Here is an 18737-nt window from a genome sequence, read left to right on the forward strand (position 1 = left end):
TTCATTCAGACTTTCTGTAGAAGTTTGATGTGATAAGACAAAGAAGACCAACTATGACAATACTTATACCAATCCCTTTATGCAAATTAGGAAATGGTGATGGTATATCTGAGTAAAAATTTGCTAATATGAGACCGATTGAAAATAAAAGTACCCCTATTCTATATAACCATTTTCGTTTGTTCATCATTCTCCCCTCCTAAAATTTTTCATACACTCCTTTCTTTTGGACATACTACCTAAAAAAGGAGTGAATAATATGCAAAATTCTATACATAAGCAAATCCTATTTTTATTTTTCCTATTTCTTATTCTCATCATCGTTTTCAGCTTTATATTACATACTCCGAAAGATGTACCAAATAGCGTTTCTTTTTATAAACTACTGCTCTCGTATTGTCGTTATTGAAGAAGGTGCCTTTTTTAAGGCACCTTTTAAAATTCTCTTTTTTCATATATTTTTACTGAAACGAAGATAGATGCTATGAACATACATATTGAACTAACGAATAACATGCTGTTATATAGTTGAATTTGTTCTAGGTTGATTCCAAAGAAAATAGAAGAAACAGCCATAGGTGCTATTAGTATAAAAATCGCAATAAAAATAGTTTTCTTATACCCTAGCCAAAAGGATAGCGGTAAAACCAAACTTAAATACACTAAAATAAAGCTAATACTAGCAACCATTTTCGTTTCAATAAATTCAAATAGATTAACCCCATTCTTCATTCCCATCGTGAAACAACCGACCGTTACGCTTATAAAAAGAATAATAATTGCTACTATATATTTCGCATACACAATTTGTTTTCTCCATATTGGTAAGCTGTTTACTATAACTTCACTCTCATTTTTACTATCTGCTTCAAATGTTTTTACTGTTGCCCCAATTGTAATAATTACTGACATAATTATGAACAGATTTTCCGTATCCGTTAAGGCCATATAAAAGAAAACAGGATACAGTATGTACCAAATTAAAAATTTCCATTGAATGATGAAATCTTTTAAAATTAGTTGCTTAATCATGTATTACACCTCCTAATATGAAAATGTCACTTCTATAACTCTGCCTCCTGAAACATTTTCATTGAGAGGAACATTGATATGAATATACTTACTAATACTCCGATACCAAGAACACTCATTGCTAGTGTAGCCTCTTGAGAGTGGAGTACTTTTAGCATAATTGTTTTATCACCAAAAATATTACACATAAGGCCAATCATACCTGTTAAAGGCAAAATCATAATAACATTCAAAACAGAAGTCGCTTTATATCCTCCAATGTAATTAGCGGGTATCGTTACAACACAATAGATTAAAGTTGCTACTATTGCTGAAAATACTGCATATCCAGGCATGACTATATCCCTGCCCAATAAAATATTTCCTAATATTAAGACTATAAAAGTTACACTCAAACCAGCCATAATAAATAATGAACTTGCAATATATTTAGCTATAACTATCTCTGTTCTCGTTATAGGCAAGCTCACTAATACTTTTTCCGCTTTACTTTTCTCTTCATAATAAAAAGAAATATATATAATCGTACTACATGTTATAAATAATCCTATTGCAATCCCCATTGGTTCGACGGAATCCTTAAAAATAGATAAAATGGGTATTAAAAAATAGAAAGGAAACATCTTCTTCTGTAAGAAAAACTCCTTCAAAATCAATTGTTGCATATAAATTCTCCTCTCTATAAATCACGCGTTTCATAAATTTTAATTGTAAGAAACATAGAAACGATATAGACACTAGCTAATATCATTCCTCCAACTATAAATACACCAATATGTACTGGATTCATAATCCACTCACTGAATGAAGATGTTGTTTCATTCAGCCCATCACTAATAAATATCCAAAGAATTACACCCACTCCTATTGATGCTGCTGATCCTATACTTCTTACTACCTTCGATTTTGTACCATAATAACTAGGGAAAAACGTGACAACAAAAAATGTGGCATAAACAGCTCCATTTATGACTTCATACCATGGAATTTCAATGTATAGATTAGGATGATATACACTGATATCACTAATAACCACAATACCCCTTATAAGAAAAACAACTAACATCGTAGAGAGAATGGCACCAACAATGAATATTGCACAGGAAATATATCTAGCAATTATGATATCCTTTCGACTTACCGGTAAACTATTTATAACAATGTCACTTTTATTTCTTTCATCCATAACGGTTAACGTCATAACCGATGAAAAGGTTATAAATAGACAACTCATTGGAAATAACAATTCACCACTTGCATCTAACATAAAGAACAAAAGGGGCATAACAAGATTCACTAACCAAATTACCCGAAAAAAGAATAAATCTTTATATACGAGCTGACGCATAAGCACCTCTCCCTTTCGCAGTGTAAACGATGATATCGTCTAATGTAGGCTTTTCTATTACAACCTCATTTCCAAACCAATCGATAATTGCTTGTTTATCCTTCGCTAAACCTTCAAAACCAAATTTATTTTTTCGTAATCCAACAAATAGTTCTTTTCCTTCTCGATCTAATAAATCATTGCTTCCCTTTACGATTACGTAGTTCTCCATTAATTCATCTTTTTCACCAGTAAATATAATTTCTCCATCGTTGATAAACGTAATATAATCTGCAATACGTTCTAAATCCGTTGTAATGTGGGTTGAGAATAATACAGATACTTCATCTTCCATTACAATTTCTTGCAACATATCAAGTAATTCACTTCGGACAACTGGATCTAATCCTGCTGTCGGCTCATCCATAATGATAAACTCTGCATGATGTGAAAGTGCGATGGCAATCGCAAACTTCATTTTCATCCCTTTAGATAGCTCTTTAATTTTTTTATACTTTGGAACTTGCAATCTTTGCATATACGATTGGTATTGATTTTCGTCCCACTTTTTATATAACGGTGCAATAATACGTTTCATTTGTTCACACGTTAAATCTTCGTAATAATGATTTTCATCATATACAAAACCAATATTTTGTTTTATGTCCTTTTCGGCTTTCTTATTGTCTTTGCCAAAAATTTTTATATCGCCGCTATCTTTTCTAATTAAATTCATAATCATTTTGATCGTTGTACTTTTCCCAGCACCATTTGGTCCGACAAACCCCATAATATATCCTCGTGGTAATGCAAAACTTATATTTTTCACTGCAAAATCTTCATAACTTTTACAAACATTTTTTAGCTCTAACATCTCTTATTCCCCCTTATATAAACACGCAATCATCTGCTGCAATTCTTCAAGTGAAAGCTGCAACACTTTACTTTCATTCACAATCTCTTCCGCTTTACTTTCCAATAGGCGAAGCCTTTGTTCTTTTAATAGTTCATTATTTTTACGTGAAACATAAGTCCCCTTCCCAGCAACAGTTTCTATATATCCTTCTTTTTCAAGCTCCTCGTATGCACGCTTCGTTGTAATGACACTAATTTGTAATTCCTTCGCTAAGCTACGAATAGACGGTAATTGATCTCCACCCTTTAAACCGCCATTTAAAATAAGCTGGCTTAATTGTTTTCTTATTTGCACATAAATAGGGTCTTGGGAAGAATTCGAAATAATAATATTCATGTTTTCCTCCAGTGTGTGTATATACTGTGTATATCTTATATATACAGTATATACACATCATCCTATTTTTGGCAAGAAAAAAAGACCAACATTTTCCTGTTGGTCTTTCGTATATGTATCACTTTTCAAAGCGATCTAACATCTCATCTCTCATTCCGAAACTTACTACTGCAATTCCTATATACATAAACAGAAGGAATGCCGGATGAACCGTGTTGTACCAGCTGCTGTCAACGATTAAGTAAATCGTTAATGCCACAACAAGAACAAACGCTAAGATAAACATATAAAAGTGTCTTGTACTACCCATGATAAACTCCTCTCTTCTCACTTCACCATTCAACAGTTTATTTTATCGAATAATTCGATATGACTCAAGGTTAACTTTCTGTTATGTAATCAAGTTCCACCTTTACAATGTCCTCACATGCTATTGAAATGATTGTTCCTTGTTTATCAATCGCCGTCACTTCTCTATTATCCATTACACGATTTGCTACTCTTTCTAACACTTTCCCTTGGTCTCGATAGCAAAATTCTTTTACATCTTTAATTGTTTCTCCATTTTCTAAATGGTATACCATTCTATAACATCGATATCCCACACTTTCACCCCCGTCTTGCTCGTTTTTTCACATATACATAAAAATGAGTAATTTTTGCCTCATCACATCTTCTTAATTTCAATAAAATTCTAACAAAAATAAATACTTTTATCAAACCGACTTTTTCAACAAAACTACCTATAAAACTACACCTTTACACCATTAGGAAACAAAAAATATAATTTTTTAACATTTTCTTCACTATTTCTGCATAAAGTGAAACTTTAATCAGTGGGGATTTTTGTTCATCCCCACTGATTATCAGTTGAACCAATCGGGCATTAACGGACAGTTTATCTCCCACCTGGCTTCTTTGCACCAGCTAAGTTTTGAGTTGGGAGTTTACTGTCCGTTAATGCGGGACAAATTATCCATACAAAAAAAGAACCCGCCGTAGCGAGTTCTTCTTTTGTTATTCTAATCAAACTTGTACAGGAGCTAGCTTTGCATAACGTAAAACTGGTTTACGTGCAGCCATCGTTTCGTCTAAACGTTTAATGACTGTCGTATGCGGTGCTTCTTGTACAACTTCTGGATTTTCTTCTACTTCTTTAGCGATTTGAATCATCTTATCAATGAAACCATCTAATGTTTCTTTTGATTCTGTTTCTGTCGGCTCAATCATAATACATTCTTCCACATTTAATGGGAAGTAAATTGTTGGTGGATGGTAACCGAAATCAAGCAGACGTTTTGCAATATCTAATGTACGTACACCAAGTTTCTTTTGACGACGACCTGATAATACAAATTCATGCTTACAATGTCTATCGAATGGAAGATCGTAGAATGGCGCTAATCTTCTCATCATATAGTTCGCATTTAATACAGCATACTCAGTTACTGCACGCAAGCCATCTGGACCCATAGAGCGAATATACGTGTATGCACGAACGTTAATTCCGAAGTTACCATAGAATGGTTTCACACGACCAATTGCTTCTGGACGGTCGTAGTTGAAGTGATAACCATTTTCCGTTTTTTCTAAAATCGGTTTTGGTAAGTACGGAATTAAATCAGCTTTCACACCTACTGGACCAGAACCTGGGCCACCACCGCCGTGAGGACCTGTAAATGTTTTATGAAGGTTTAAATGCACAACGTCAAATCCCATATCTCCTGGGCGCGCTTGGCTTAATACCGCATTTAAGTTTGCACCATCATAGTATAATTTACCGCCTGCATTATGGACGATTTCTGCCATTTCTAAAATATTTTCTTCAAATAGACCTAATGTATTAGGATTTGTTAACATAAGTGCTGCTGTTTCTTCGTTTACAACACGTTTTAAGTCTTCTAAGTCAACAAGGCCATTTTCATTTGATTTTACTGTAATTGTTTCAAAACCAGCTACAGTTGCAGATGCTGGATTCGTTCCGTGAGCAGAGTCAGGCACAATTACTTTCGTACGGTTAAAGTCACCATTCGCTTCATGGTATGCACGAATTAACATTAAACCTGTCCATTCTCCGTGTGCACCAGCTGCTGGTTGTAAAGTAACAGTATCCATACCTGTAATTTCAATTAAATGCTCTTGTAAGTCGTACATTAATTCCATTGCACCTTGTACTGTCTTTTCATCTTGCAGTGGATGAATATTTGCAAAGCCTGCGAAACGAGCCACGTTTTCATTAATTTTCGGATTATATTTCATCGTACAAGATCCAAGTGGGTAGAATCCAGAATCAACGCCGTGGTTACGGTTTGAAAGCGCTGTGTAATGGCGCATAATATCAAGTTCAGATACTTCTGGAAGCTCTGCATCTTCAACGCGAATATAATCGCTCTCAAATACATCTTCTAATTTTACTTCTTCTACATCTAATTTGGGTAAGCTATATCCTACGCGGCCTTCTTTAGTCACTTCAAAAATAAGTGCTTGGTCTTGGTTCTTCATTGGATAGCCCCCATTTCATTTACAAGTGTGTCAATTTCCTCTTTTGTACGAAGCTCTGTTACTGCTACAAGCATATGGTTTTCATGCTCTTTATAATCACGGCCTAGATCGTAACCACCGATAATATTCTTTTGTAATAATGCATCGTTTACTTCTTTCACTGGACGTTTGCAATCTACAACAAACTCATTGAAGAATGGTCCAGCAAATGTTACTGTGAAGCCTTTCGCCTCAAATTGACGTTTTGCATACTGTGCTTTAGAAATGTTTTGACGTGCCATTTCTTTCACACCTTGTTTGCCAAGTGCCGTCATTGCAACAGAAGCTGCTAATGCATTTAACGCTTGGTTTGAACAAATGTTAGATGTCGCTTTATCACGGCGAATATGCTGTTCACGTGCTTGTAACGTTAATACAAATCCACGTTTACCATCTGAATCTACAGTTTGTCCAACAAGACGTCCTGGAATTTTACGCATAAATGCTTTCGTTGTTGCAAAGTAACCACAGTGCGGTCCACCAAACTGCGTTGGAATACCGAATGGTTGTGCATCACCGATTACAATATCAGCACCAAATTTCCCTGGTGGTGTTAATGCGCCTAATGATAATGGATTTGAAGAAACGATAAATAATGATTTTTGTTGATGAACGATTTTTTCAATATCAGCTAATTTTTCAACTTGTCCGAAGAAGTTTGGATATTGAACGATTACACAAGCAACTGTATCATCTACTTCACTTTGTAATACGTCTAAATCTGTTACACCATCTTTATGATTAATTTCAACAACTTCAAGATTTTGACCTTTTGCATACGTTTCAAGTACTGCTCTTGATTCTGGATGAACCGCGCTAGATACAAGAATTTTCTTTTTGCGAGTATGGCCAGCTGCTAACATTGCCGCTTCAGCTAAAGCTGTACCCCCGTCATACATAGAAGAGTTTGCTACATCCATTCCTGTTAATTCACAAATCATTGTTTGGAATTCAAAGATTGCTTGTAATTCCCCTTGTGAAATTTCTGGTTGGTATGGCGTGTAAGCTGTATAAAATTCTGAGCGAGAGATAACGTGATCTACAATTACTGGAGCGTAATGATCGTATACGCCTGCTCCTAAGAAAGAAGCGTACTCTTTTAAGTTAGCATTTTTACTAGCCATTTGAGATAACTCTTTTAAAAGCTCTGGCTCTGATTTTGCTTCTTTAATTTTTAAATCCCCTTTAAAACGAACACTCTCTGGAATATCAGAGAATAACTCATCGATCGTTTGAACGCCGATCGTTTGTAACATTTCTTTTTTGTCTTCTTCTGTCATTGGAAGATAACGATGCAACATGAAATCTACCCCTCTCCCCGTTACTTTGAACGTTTATAAAATGGTGTTGGAACAACTACTGCTTTGACGCGTTTATTACGAATTTCAATTTCTACTTCTGTATCAACTGCTGCGTATTTTACATCAATTAGTGCTAAACCAATGCTTTTCTTTAACGTTGGAGATTGTGTACCACTCGTTACTTCCCCGATTTTTTCTTCTCCAATAAATACAGGGTAATGCGTACGAGGAATTCCACGTTCGATTACTTCGATGCCGACTAACTTACGAGGCGCACCGTTTTCTTTTTGCTCTTTTAACGTTTCTTTTCCAAAGAAGTCTGCTTCTTTATTTGGTTTTACCGCAAAGCCAATTCCAGCTTCAATCGGTGTAATATCTTTTGATAATTCTTGTCCATAAAGTGGTAATGTTGCTTCGAATCGAAGTGTATCACGAGCACCTAAACCACATGCTTTTAAGCCTTCTTCTGCTCCAACTTCAAGAAGTTTCTCCCAAAGTTTTGCAGCATCTTCACTCTTACAGTAAATTTCGAATCCATCTTCACCTGTATAACCTGTACGAGATACAAGTGCTGGAATTCCATCTACAAGAATATCGTTTTTAAATTTAAAGAACTTAATTTCTTTCAAATCTTCTGACACAACTTTTTGTAAAATGCCTTCTGCTTTTGGTCCTTGAATTGCAAGCTGTGCAACTTCACTAGAAACATTGACTACTGTCGCATCGCCAATTACATGACTTGCTAACCATTCGTAATCTTTCTCGATATTTGATGCATTGATTACTAATAAATAGTCTTCTTCACCACGTTTGTAGATTAATAAATCATCTACTGTACCACCATTTTCGTAGCACATAGCTGTATATTGTGCGCCCCCTACCTTTAAGGTAGATACGTCATTTGTAACAACACGTTGTAAAAATGCTAAACTATCTACACCTTTTACTTCAACTTCTCCCATATGAGACACATCGAACAAACCTGCAGCTGTACGTACAGCTTCATGTTCTTCTTTAATGCTTGAAAATTGAACTGGTAATTCCCAACCACCGAAGTCGATTGTTTTCCCACCATACTTCGCGTATACATCAAATAACGGTGTACGTTGTAATGTAATCATGCTCTCTCCCCCTTATGCTTTGACAAATCAATAAAAGTTGCTTCCCTTTTCTAAACATTTTCATTCTGAAAAGATAGGATATACGGAATCTCATTATATTTTTTTATGAAAGCGTAAATAAAAAATCACTTTCTTGGATAAAATACGAAAGATTCCACACATTTCACACCATTATCCTAACATCATTCGCTATATTTCATCAATATTCTAGCATAAAAAATAATTTAGAATTTTTTATATTAAAACTCAATAAATACAGCTTTTAAGATTTAATACTTTATTATTGTCTATTGTATAGCCTTTAATAACGATAATCATGCCTTCTTTTAAGGCAAATCATCATACATTAAAAAATAATTACTTTAGTTTATAAAAGGTGGGAGAGTCGTAATGAATGTCGATATTTCCGTAGATCGGACGTGGCAAAACAATTTTTTAAATAGAATTGACGAAGATGGTCCTTGGACAAACTGGGATTTATATCACTTAGCTTATGAAACAGAAAAATCGTTACTTGTTCCTACTTTTGATGGACTACAAGCACCGAAACATTTATCACATTTCACACCGCTTCCTCATCAATTAGAAGTCGCTCAAAATGTGATTGAACAAATGAATGGCAAAGCGATTCTAGCAGATGAAGTAGGCCTTGGAAAAACAATCGAAGCTGGACTTATTTTGAAAGAATATATGGTCCGCGGGCTTGTGAAAAAAGTACTTATACTTGTCCCAGCTTCTCTCGTATCACAATGGGCATATGAACTAAATACAAAGTTTTTCATTCCCGCTGTAGCACAAAAGAAAAGCTACTCGTGGGAACAAGCTGACGTAATCGTATCATCAATTGATACTGCGAAACGGTCACCACATCGCGATATCGTGTTGAACTTAGAATATGACCTTATTATTATCGATGAAGCACATAAACTAAAAAATAATAAAACAAAAAACTATGAATTTGCACAACGATTAAAAAAGAAGTTTTGTTTATTACTAACCGCTACTCCTGTTCAAAATAAGATTGATGAAATTTTTAACCTTGTTTCTTTATTAAAGCCAGGACATTTAGGCAATCAATCCAACTTTGAAGAATATTACGCTTCCAAAAATCGTTCAGCCGAATCAGATGAAGACTTAAAAGCTCTCATTAACAAAGTAATGGTGCGAAATAGACGACATAATACCGGTATCGATTGGCCGAAGAGACATGTACGTACAATTTTTGTTGAGTTTAATGAACAAGAACAAGCTCTATATAATGATATCGAAAATTGGCGAGGACAAGACGCCTTCACATCTGCTTTCTCATCATTAACTTTAAAACGGGAAGCGTGTAGTAGTCGTGAGGCTGTTTACTATTCATTGAAAAAGCATGTAGAAAAAAGACAGAAAGAAAATGAACATTATATAAAAGATCCACATATCGATGTGCTAATGGACAAAATTAATCATATTCCTTTTAACTCGAAAGCAACTAAAGCTCTAGAGCTTATAAAAGAAATTGACGATAAAGTCGTCATTTTCACGGAATACCGAGCATCACAGATGTACTTACAATGGTTTTTACAACAACACGGTATTTCTTCTGTCCCATTCCGCGGCGGATTTAAACGCGGGAAGAAAGATTGGATGAAGGAACTTTTCCAAAATCGTGCCCAAGTGTTAATTGCAACGGAAGCTGGCGGAGAAGGCATTAACTTACAGTTTTGTAGCCATATGATTAATTATGATTTGCCATGGAATCCAATGCGTCTTGAACAAAGAATTGGACGTATTCACCGTCTTGGACAAAAAAATGATGTTCATATTTATAACTTAGCTACAAAGCACACTGTTGAAGAACATATTTTGAAATTGTTATATGAAAAAATCAATTTATTTGAGCGTGTTATCGGTGAACTGGATGAAATTTTAACGAGAATTAATATGAAAAACATCGACGCGCACATTCAAGAAATATTTGCGCAATCAAAAAGCGAAGGAGAAATCCGAATTAAGATGGAAAACTTAACATCTATTATCGACTTTGCGAAACGAAATGAAGCTGAGGTGCAAGGCTATGCAGCAACATGAAATTCATAATTACTTATACAATTTCTTTGAGGCGAATAACTGTGAAATTTTAGAACGTTCTCCTCATTTATTAGATGTACAGTTAACAATTGAGATGGATAAATTATTAATGAATCGTCCTTTTTATTGGCACTATCTTGAGAAAACAGGAGGCGTACCGAATCCGATGCGCCTTACTCTTATTACAAATCCAGAAAATGAAGAAAACGATGGTGAGCTTATTCACTACGGTTCACCACGTCTACATCAAATTTTCCAAACGACAAAAGAATTAGGCTCATACATACGTTTATATGAGGATGTAAGACATAATGGGGCAACACATACACCGCTCCACCCTTGGCTCGGTATTAATATAAAAGTTTCCTATCAATGTGATCGAAAAAAAGACATCCTTCACTCAATTGGTATTCATCTCATTTCTGGAACAATGATGGCAAACTTTCATGAAACATTAACTAACATTAAACTTACACCAAAAATACCTGATTTTTGTTTTACGCTCTCGCCTATCATTAAACCGCAAAGTGGTTTACAACGTATAGAGGACGCTTTAAAAAATATAATTGCAGAAGATGACCATACGTGGGCAAAAGAAGCAAGAGTGCGTTGGAATCATGATCTAGACCTTTTAAACCGTTTTTATGAAGAAAGTGACGAACTTCCTGAGAGCTATGAAATTGAAAAACAAGCTCTGCAAGAACAGTATGAACCACGTATTACAGTGCAAATTATTAACGGTGGCCTTTTTTATGTTACCGCGAATCATTTTCTATCTTGAAGAAGCTCCTTCTGCTTTAGAAGGAGCCTCTTTTGAGCTATTTTCTATCCTACTCGCTATCGCCACTACGCTCTTGCTGTTTTTTCTGTGCCATACGTTTCTGGTGTGCACGATCCTTTGCACTCACATGATTTGCATCAGTTGGAAGATTTTCTTTCGAACGTCCAATTCCATTGCTCATCTTTCCCACTCCTTTTTGCGTTTTTCAAAATACATGTTTATTTTCAGCTAGAGTTACAATCCTTATACAAAAAAATAAGAGCAGCCATTGGCTACTCTTACTCGCTCACATATTTTTGAAACATATCATGGATGCCTTTATTTACTAGGTTCGAGATCTGCTCGTCAGATTTATTCGGATAACGATCACGCAATCTGATAGATGCCTTCACCATTAAATTTTCTAATACAGAACGGCCACCTTCTCCATAAATAATTTCAGCATATTTAACAAGCCTTCCATCCTCTACTGTTGCTGGATTATGATTGAAGAAAAATTTACTCATTGTCTCCACCTCTCTCTTTTGATAACGTTTACATTTATATAGATTATTTATGTTATTTATTTCACAATATTGTATGCATGTATATTTAATTAGTTTCATTATAAAGCAACATATCGATAGTAAATATGTGATTTTCCGTCCATTTTGTGAACAAACTAAAAATGAAAGCGTTTCCTTTATTATATACTAAAAAAACTTACTACGCTAGGGGCAATTTTTTTCAATCTACTAATCCCTCAAAAATTGATATATTTTTTCTTTTCCCATTAAACCTTATACAATTTTCAGAAATTATATTATAAAATATATATATGACTTAAGGAGGCTTTGTATGAATCAAAATAAAAAAGCTATATTAGATCTTGTCTTTTATCTCGTAATCCCATTCCTTATTTGGAAATTTGCAAAACCTTATATCGATCCTTATTACGCGATGTTACTTTCCTCTGTTCCGGGGATTATTTATACACTGTATACCTTTAAAAAAGAAAAACAGTTTAACGTGACAGGGTTCTTTATTTTAATTACACTCATTTCTAATACAACGGTAGATCTATTATCTGGGTCAGCTGAACGAATGTTATGGAACGATGCATATTATCACATCGTACTCGGTATTATCGTCATATGTACAATTTTTATAAAAAAACCACTTATGTTATATTTCGCAGCAGATATTGCCGCACTTCAAGGCCATGACCGCGATAAAAGTCGTGAGCTTTATCGTGATAGTCGTATATATCCAGCACTGCAATATTTAACGTTATTTTTCGGGCTACAATTTATATTAAAAAGCTTTTTAAAAATTTATTTCATCTCTGTTTTTGGTGTAGATGGCTACGGTGAAATGAGAGCGATTATGACCGCTGTCGGCTGGGGCATTTCTATTTGTATCGGAATAGGGTTCGTATGGGTGAACAATAAAATACATGCCGTTACGGAAGAACAAGAATCCGTGCAGTAAATAAAAATCCCCTAGTGTATTACGACACTAGGGGATTCTTGGTTTGCTAGACATATGACTAAAATTTAACTTGATTTTTTTCTTTTACTTTTTACATTTCGGTAAAACAAAGCAGCACTCAGCGGCATAACACCAAACCACTTATTCATAAATGGCTCTTTTTCAGCACGGCGTTGTTCTTTCTTTTGTTTTCGATCTTCTTTTGGAGCATCCATATACGACACAAACTGCTGCGTCACAAAGCGAACATAATCATTAGTAGACATATTATCACCTCTACTTGATTAGTATGTCCACTTTTTTATACATTAATCTTTTCCTTTAATTCATTCATAATTTGCTTTACAGACTTATTTGTCGTATCGATATGAATATGAGCCTCTTCATAATAAGCTCGGCGTGATTCAAATTTCGTTACAAATGCATCTATATCTTTCTTTTGAAATAGTGGACGTGTCGTATCTTCACGAAGCCTTTCTGCAATTACGTGCGGATCACAATATAAATACACGACAGTTCCGTTCTCTTTCATCCACTTGCGATTTTCCGCTCGTTCAATAATTCCCCCACCAGTTGTAATAATGACATTATGGACTGGTAGCGAACGTAACATTTCGCTTTCATATTCCCGAAAAGCCATTTCGCCTTCTTCGGCAAAAACATTTCGAATTGCCTTCTCTTGCTTCTCTTCGATTTTTTGATCAGTATCTACAACATCCATTTGAAGTTCCTTACTTAACGCTTTTCCAATTGTTGTTTTCCCTGCTCCCATATAGCCGGTTATGTATATAGATTTCATTTTCTGTCCTCTCAATCGTCATTTATTAATTGTTATTATAACGAAAGATGCTACTTTGTTTAATAAAAAAACGTTTTGTTCTTATACTATGAAGAACAAAACGTAACACTCGCTTTTACTTATAAGTACCTCTTCTCACCCACTGCGTTGCAATCCATTTCTCGCCTTTCGTTACAGGTGCCCCTCCGTGTAACGTAAGCTCATTTAGTGATTGATCTTGATAAAAATACTCAAAGTATACTGCCATTCCCTTTCTAGGGTGTACAGAAAGATTTAATTTCGGGAAGTACGTTTCCCCGCCTTCTTCTACATCATTTAAGTACATTACAAGCGTACTAATACGATTGTTAGCAGCTGATCTACTATGTTCCGCAAAATAATCATAGTGTGCTTTATATTGTTGATCCACTTCATAATTTAAAATGTGCAATCCTTCACCATGCGACGCAGGAACATTCATGATAGATGAAATTCGTTTTTCAATCTTTGAAGTAAGTTCATTGTCTTCCAAAAATGCACCGCTACTTGTTCGAATATCATTTACATCACGTGATGAACCAACTTTAGAACGCTTCATTTTATTTTTAGACATTTCAATCAATTCATCACACTCTTCATCACTTAGTACATTTGCTAATACGACAATAAGAGGTTCTTCGAATTTTGAAATAATGTGTATTTCTCTATCTTCTGTCATAATCGTATTTCCTTTATGATCAAAAATAGTTTGTTCCTTATTTTCACCTATTTGATTGTTGTTTGTCATTTCCCTATTCTCCCTAAAAATAATGATTGGATAGCATGAATATATCACATTCTTTCTACCTTTCTCTTTTTTGAGAAAATTTAAACTTTTAATCATTATATTTATCCATTTCTTCTAAAAAATCAATTCAATTTACAATAGAAATCCCTGGTTTTTCTTCGTATTTTTTACATATTATCCTTCTATCCAATCGACTATTTTTCCATCCTTTTTTCTATACCGAAAGCTCACCGTATAGAAAACTTCCTGTTTGAGTGTACACTGCAATGCAACGAGAATTAAGTCATTTTCAAAGATATAATTTCCACTCACTTCTCCCTTTTCATACTGAAAGAAAAATGCACCTTCTTTTTCTTTTTGCTGTAAGTCTTTTTTTATATCTGTAATAGATCGGTTAAGCAGTTCATCCAGTAAAAACTTTTGTTCTATTTCTATATAAAAATTTTTATCTGTAAACAACATATTTGTTTCGTATATAAAAAAAGAAGTTAATAAAATAAGAAAGATGAGCGTTCCAGGCATTGTAAACCCATTTTGCCCTCTCATACATTCATTTCCATTTCACTATATCGCATAACTACACCTTCATATATTTTTCCGCTAGTATCTTTCACATTTATAATGAGTACATGAGGTGTTAGTTTGTAAGAAACCGTTCCAATATTTTGTAAAACAACTTCCCTCCCGCGCCTATTTACCTTTCTTATAAGACGACTATTCTCTTTTTCATACGATACTTCACTCCCATTACGCGATCGGAATCGTAAAATACTATCTCCATTTTCAAATGCTAGCTGTTCTCCAGATGATACTTCTCGAAACTCCAATTGCATTTGACCTAAAAATACATCCCACTCCCAATCATTTAATCCTTTTGACTGTTTATTTTCCATTCCAATGAAATGTAGGCGGGGAAAGAGCAAAAAAAATATTGATAATAGAAACAGACATACAATCATTTCTATTAATGAAAAACCAAATTCTAATTTATTTTTTCTCCTACATAAAAGCATTGTTCCATCATTCTGTCTTTCACATCTCTCCACATGGTACAAACTTCATTGCCTCCCCAATATGTGTAATACACAATTCCATTTATATTCTTTTCTATTATTCGCTTTTCTTCATTTCCATACATATATATAATTGCTTCCTTTTTTAATAATCCAGATGCCTTATAACGAATTTGTATATTTTTTCTTTCTTGCATAACTAATACTGTTTGCGGTAGTAGTAACGATACAGCCATCATTAAAACACTTAACGATACAATCATTTCAGCCATTATGGATCCTTTTTGACATTTCACGATACGTAAATCTCCCTCTTCCAAGCTGAAATACAATTTCATATTTATAATTTCTATACGAAATTATAATCGTACCACCTCTATTAATATTTCCACTTGGATTATATGTCATCGGATTTGGAAACGTATGCAAATCAATTTGTATATCTTCTTCATACTCTCGCTTGACGATATAATACTTTGTACCTGACTCTTTTATAGCATACATATTTCTATCTTTATGCCAACGTAATGTATAGTGCTTTTGACGATTTATCGCTAATTGCTGCATATACAAAATATCATTTGAAAACTGTCTCAAAAATTGTTCAACTTTTTGTCGCTCGTATAAAGAATGAACACTAAAATACGTAACTATACTTAATACAGAAATAGCAAATAAAACGAGTAACATTTCTAAAAAAGTAAACCCCTGTTGTTTCACAATGCCCTAATTGATACTGCGCCATCATCTGAAATATGAATAGATTCGCCATTCGGACACTTATCAGTTGTAATATACTTTTCATCTGTCAGTTCTTTTAACGATGGAATTTTATTATGTTGTAATTGATATACTTGTATTTGCGCTTCTATAGATTTCACGTAAGCTGCACACCCTTTTCCTTGGACCGATGAGCGCTGTGTAACTACATTCGGAATAATTAATAGTAATAATATAGTTATTACAACCATTACTAATAGCATCTCTAACAGAGTAAATCCTTCCTCATTCTGCATACAAATGCCCCCTAAATAGAATTCATCATTTGAAACATCGGCATAATCATCGCTAAATACATAAGGACAACGATTCCTCCAATACATGTAAATAAAATAGGCTGAATGATAACTAACATATGTTTAATTTTCCGTTCCATCTTTTCCATAATAAGATCGCTATAGTCACCTAATTCAATCCCTAAATTGCCGTTTGCTTGTCCATGCGTAATAACACAAGAAAGTTCTTTCTCGTAATACCCACTTTTAGCAATGATAGATTGTAACTGTTCTCCTCCAATTAATTGTCTTTCAATCCGGCTCGCTTCATATTGAAAGAACGGATGATATCTTTGCTCCATCATTATTGTTAAAGCTTCACATACTGATAGTCCACCATTTAATAAACCACTCAACTGAGTAGCAAAATAATGCGAATGCTTTAAAATAAGAAATGTTTTGATCAGGGGAATACGAAGCATGATTTTTACCTGTCTAATATGTGGAAGTTTCCTAAAATACAACATATATAAACTACATCCAATAATAACAGTTAAAATAGCAGTTAAAATAATGTAAGGTAGCAGTTTTATTGCACTTAAAATTCTTTCTGTAAGTAGTGGTGTATTAGAACCGAACGAACTATAAACCATTTCAACCTGAGGTAATAAGATGAGGTTAAAAATAAAAAGCATGATTAGTAGAAAAAACATCAAAAACATAGGATACTGCATTATTTTCATCATGTCTCTCCTATACTTATCTTTCTTATAAAGAAGTGCACTTCCTTGTTGCAAAGCAAAAGAAATATCACCATGTTGCTCAGCATAAAATAAATAACTTAACATGTCCTGATGAAACTTTAACTGATGAAAAGAATCGTGTAGACTTTTCCCATCTTTTAACCCCTCAATCATGTTCTGCAATTGTACTTTCTTTTCTACAGGTAATTGAAACTGTAAAAATTCTAATGCTTGTAAAAGAGAGTAGCCTTTTTCTAATAATTCTCCTAAACGTTTCAACAATACTACTTGATCACTTAAACTCCAAGTTTTCTTAAACATAAACATCATCTTCTAAAAAACCTAAAGCATATCCTTTTCGTATTGACGATTCTAAAGTCTCATGTTTGTAAGTAACACATTCTCCATCTGCTTCTTTAAGCGCTTGTTTTAACTCATATCCATATAGTATCTCATAAATGCTTGCTTGCCTTACTTGCCTCATTGATTTACATAAAGTTGAGCACTTTCCTCTGCAAAACGGACACTTCAATTCGACAAGTCGCTGTGCAGCTACAGCCAATAAAGACTGTTCAATCTCTTGCCTCGTTATACCATAATCCATGAAACGAATGATTGCTCCTTTCGCATCATTCGTATGCAGCGTTGTCATGACTAAATGTCCTGTCAAACTTGCTCTTATAGCTATTTTTGCTGTTTCTTCATCACGAATTTCACCGACTAAAATAATATCTGGATCATGACGTAAAATAGCCTTTAATCCTGTTTCATATGTGAGACCCGCTTTTTCATTTATTTGAATTTGTAATACATCGTCACTTCTTTTTTCAACCGGATCTTCAAGTGTAATGATGCGACGTGTTTTCTTTTTTCTAATTACCTCTAATAATGCATACATTGTCGTTGTCTTCCCAGATCCAGTCGGTCCAGTAAACACGAGTAGCCCCTGTGAATAGCGTAAAAACGAGAGTAGTTTTGCTGCCGTACTTGGAAATAACGAAAGATGTGATAAGGGCTGAACAGATGCTTGTAAATGAAGGCGAATAACGAGACTTTCTTGATATACTGTTGGAAGTGTTGAAAGGCGTAAATACACTTCTTGTCCATCAATTTGCAAATACAACGAACCATTCTGTGGCTTCCGTTTCTCTCCTATGTCCATAGATGCTAAAAATTTAAAATGTGAGACAAGTTTTTCTCCAAACTCCTTTTCAATACAATGTCTCGTCATTAAATCTTTTCCTATACGTAGTTGCACCGCTACATCCTTCTGCCGGGGCACAATATGTAAATCTGACGCTTGTACCCTACACGCCTCTTTTAAAATTGTATTCGCAAAAATTTCAATCCCATTCATCACTTTTCCCTCCTTACTATGTATATAGCATGAAAACATGCACAATAAAAATTTGGAATTTTGTATTTTCACTAGAACAAAAAGGAAAAATATGTTTGTGAAATTATGAACAATTTCTGAATTATTGTCTGAAATTACCTATACTCATGTTTATCTGTATTATAAT

Annotated in this window: 27 protein-coding genes; 4 read left to right on the forward strand and 23 right to left on the reverse strand. The window is 34.3% G+C overall.

The annotated features are described in order from the left end of the window. Position 1: 1 nt before the first annotated feature. The 11 genes from AC241_RS20905 to gcvT form a co-directional block, all read right to left on the reverse strand. Positions 2–187 (reverse strand): hypothetical protein, encoded by a 186-nt coding sequence (locus AC241_RS20905; RefSeq protein WP_043935936.1) that lies wholly within the window; start codon positions 185–187, stop codon positions 2–4. A gap of 248 nt (positions 188–435) precedes the next feature. Continuing rightward, on the reverse strand, positions 436–1032 hold the full coding sequence (locus AC241_RS20915; protein ID WP_050844512.1) for an ABC-2 transporter permease: 597 nt from the start codon (positions 1030–1032) through the stop codon (positions 436–438). 32 nt (positions 1033–1064) lie between these two features. Continuing rightward, the gene (locus AC241_RS20920; RefSeq protein WP_050844513.1) at positions 1065–1697 is read right to left on the reverse strand and encodes an ABC-2 transporter permease; all 633 of its coding nucleotides are present in this window, start codon (positions 1695–1697) and stop codon (positions 1065–1067) included. 14 nt (positions 1698–1711) lie between these two features. Beyond that, positions 1712–2380 carry an ABC-2 transporter permease gene (locus AC241_RS20925; RefSeq protein WP_050844514.1) on the reverse strand — a complete coding sequence of 223 codons (669 nt, stop codon included), beginning with the start codon at positions 2378–2380 and terminating at the stop codon, positions 1712–1714. Then, positions 2361–3233, reverse strand: a complete 873-nt coding sequence (locus tag AC241_RS20930; RefSeq protein WP_050844515.1) for an ABC transporter ATP-binding protein — start codon at positions 3231–3233, stop codon at positions 2361–2363. Before AC241_RS20930 ends, AC241_RS20925 begins: the two co-directional genes overlap by 20 nt. 3 nt (positions 3234–3236) lie before the next feature. Then, positions 3237–3611 carry a GntR family transcriptional regulator gene (locus AC241_RS20935; RefSeq protein ID WP_002111795.1) on the reverse strand — a complete coding sequence of 125 codons (375 nt, stop codon included), beginning with the start codon at positions 3609–3611 and terminating at the stop codon, positions 3237–3239. A 118-nt stretch (positions 3612–3729) separates the two neighbouring features. Next, positions 3730–3921: a hypothetical protein gene (locus AC241_RS20940; RefSeq protein WP_000535933.1), complete on the reverse strand. Its 192-nt coding sequence runs from the start codon at positions 3919–3921 to the stop codon at positions 3730–3732. Between the two features lie 70 nt (positions 3922–3991). Further along, a complete protein-coding gene (locus tag AC241_RS20945) occupies positions 3992–4195 on the reverse strand; it encodes a DUF3929 family protein (protein ID WP_000262496.1) in 204 nt (67 codons plus the stop codon). Between the two features lie 442 nt (positions 4196–4637). Beyond that, positions 4638–6113, reverse strand: a complete 1476-nt coding sequence (gcvPB, locus tag AC241_RS20950) for an aminomethyl-transferring glycine dehydrogenase subunit 2 (protein ID WP_048563832.1) — start codon at positions 6111–6113, stop codon at positions 4638–4640. Beyond that, complete coding sequence (gene gcvPA / locus AC241_RS20955; RefSeq protein ID WP_000903240.1) at positions 6110–7453, reverse strand: aminomethyl-transferring glycine dehydrogenase subunit 1; 1344 nt, start codon at positions 7451–7453, stop codon at positions 6110–6112. The genes gcvPB and gcvPA overlap by 4 nt, the downstream gene beginning before the upstream one ends. A gap of 20 nt (positions 7454–7473) precedes the next feature. Continuing rightward, positions 7474–8574: a glycine cleavage system aminomethyltransferase GcvT gene (gcvT, locus tag AC241_RS20960; protein WP_000631766.1), complete on the reverse strand. Its 1101-nt coding sequence runs from the start codon at positions 8572–8574 to the stop codon at positions 7474–7476. 390 nt (positions 8575–8964) lie between these two features. Between gcvT and AC241_RS20965 the strand changes: the two genes are divergently transcribed. Further along, positions 8965–10647 (forward strand): DEAD/DEAH box helicase, encoded by a 1683-nt coding sequence (locus AC241_RS20965; protein ID WP_001100040.1) that lies wholly within the window; start codon positions 8965–8967, stop codon positions 10645–10647. Continuing rightward, positions 10634–11428, forward strand: coding sequence for a YqhG family protein (locus AC241_RS20970; protein ID WP_001183963.1), 795 nt, complete (start codon positions 10634–10636; stop codon positions 11426–11428). Before AC241_RS20965 ends, AC241_RS20970 begins: the two co-directional genes overlap by 14 nt. A 49-nt stretch (positions 11429–11477) precedes the next feature. Here AC241_RS20970 and AC241_RS35710 read toward each other — a convergent pair whose 3' ends face one another. Beyond that, positions 11478–11609, reverse strand: coding sequence for a hypothetical protein (locus AC241_RS35710; RefSeq protein WP_050844516.1), 132 nt, complete (start codon positions 11607–11609; stop codon positions 11478–11480). 97 nt (positions 11610–11706) lie between these two features. Further along, complete coding sequence (locus AC241_RS20980) at positions 11707–11934, reverse strand: hypothetical protein (protein WP_000032702.1); 228 nt, start codon at positions 11932–11934, stop codon at positions 11707–11709. A 73-nt stretch (positions 11935–12007) separates the two neighbouring features. On the opposite strand from AC241_RS20980, the gene AC241_RS33210 reads away from it, so the two are divergent. Together AC241_RS33210 and AC241_RS20985 are read left to right on the forward strand one after the other, a co-directional pair. Continuing rightward, entirely contained in the window at positions 12008–12124 is a 117-nt protein-coding gene (locus tag AC241_RS33210; protein ID WP_003279814.1) for a hypothetical protein, read from the forward strand. A 141-nt stretch (positions 12125–12265) separates the two neighbouring features. Beyond that, complete coding sequence (locus AC241_RS20985) at positions 12266–12898, forward strand: VC0807 family protein (protein WP_001073111.1); 633 nt, start codon at positions 12266–12268, stop codon at positions 12896–12898. 65 nt (positions 12899–12963) lie between these two features. On the opposite strand, the gene AC241_RS20990 is transcribed toward AC241_RS20985, so the two are convergent. From AC241_RS20990 to comGA, 10 genes are all read right to left on the reverse strand, one after another. Then, positions 12964–13164, reverse strand: coding sequence for a YqzE family protein (locus AC241_RS20990; RefSeq protein ID WP_000106083.1), 201 nt, complete (start codon positions 13162–13164; stop codon positions 12964–12966). A gap of 35 nt (positions 13165–13199) precedes the next feature. Then, positions 13200–13697 carry a shikimate kinase AroK gene (gene aroK / locus AC241_RS20995; protein ID WP_050844517.1) on the reverse strand — a complete coding sequence of 166 codons (498 nt, stop codon included), beginning with the start codon at positions 13695–13697 and terminating at the stop codon, positions 13200–13202. Between the two features lie 115 nt (positions 13698–13812). Beyond that, on the reverse strand, positions 13813–14463 hold the full coding sequence (locus AC241_RS21000; RefSeq protein WP_000183863.1) for a 2OG-Fe(II) oxygenase: 651 nt from the start codon (positions 14461–14463) through the stop codon (positions 13813–13815). A 174-nt stretch (positions 14464–14637) separates the two neighbouring features. Then, positions 14638–15009 (reverse strand): competence type IV pilus minor pilin ComGG, encoded by a 372-nt coding sequence (gene comGG / locus AC241_RS21005; protein WP_016080292.1) that lies wholly within the window; start codon positions 15007–15009, stop codon positions 14638–14640. Continuing rightward, positions 15006–15476, reverse strand: a complete 471-nt coding sequence (gene comGF, locus AC241_RS21010; RefSeq protein WP_029443294.1) for a competence type IV pilus minor pilin ComGF — start codon at positions 15474–15476, stop codon at positions 15006–15008. Before comGF ends, comGG begins: the two co-directional genes overlap by 4 nt. Then, a complete protein-coding gene (locus tag AC241_RS21015; RefSeq protein ID WP_016080290.1) occupies positions 15446–15748 on the reverse strand; it encodes a hypothetical protein in 303 nt (100 codons plus the stop codon). The genes comGF and AC241_RS21015 overlap by 31 nt, the downstream gene beginning before the upstream one ends. Further along, positions 15741–16196 (reverse strand): competence type IV pilus minor pilin ComGD, encoded by a 456-nt coding sequence (gene comGD / locus AC241_RS21020; protein ID WP_000813141.1) that lies wholly within the window; start codon positions 16194–16196, stop codon positions 15741–15743. The genes AC241_RS21015 and comGD overlap by 8 nt, the downstream gene beginning before the upstream one ends. Next, positions 16193–16492 (reverse strand): competence type IV pilus major pilin ComGC, encoded by a 300-nt coding sequence (gene comGC / locus AC241_RS21025; RefSeq protein ID WP_001178687.1) that lies wholly within the window; start codon positions 16490–16492, stop codon positions 16193–16195. The genes comGD and comGC overlap by 4 nt, the downstream gene beginning before the upstream one ends. Positions 16493–16503: 11 nt before the next feature. Further along, on the reverse strand, positions 16504–17541 hold the full coding sequence (gene comGB, locus AC241_RS21030) for a competence type IV pilus assembly protein ComGB (RefSeq protein WP_050844873.1): 1038 nt from the start codon (positions 17539–17541) through the stop codon (positions 16504–16506). After that, on the reverse strand, positions 17528–18571 hold the full coding sequence (comGA, locus tag AC241_RS21035; RefSeq protein ID WP_029443296.1) for a competence type IV pilus ATPase ComGA: 1044 nt from the start codon (positions 18569–18571) through the stop codon (positions 17528–17530). The genes comGB and comGA overlap by 14 nt, the downstream gene beginning before the upstream one ends. Positions 18572–18737: the final 166 nt, after the last annotated feature.

The sequence above is a fragment of the Bacillus thuringiensis genome (genome assembly GCF_001182785.1).
Classification (GTDB): Bacteria; Bacillota; Bacilli; order Bacillales; family Bacillaceae_G; genus Bacillus_A; species Bacillus_A thuringiensis_S.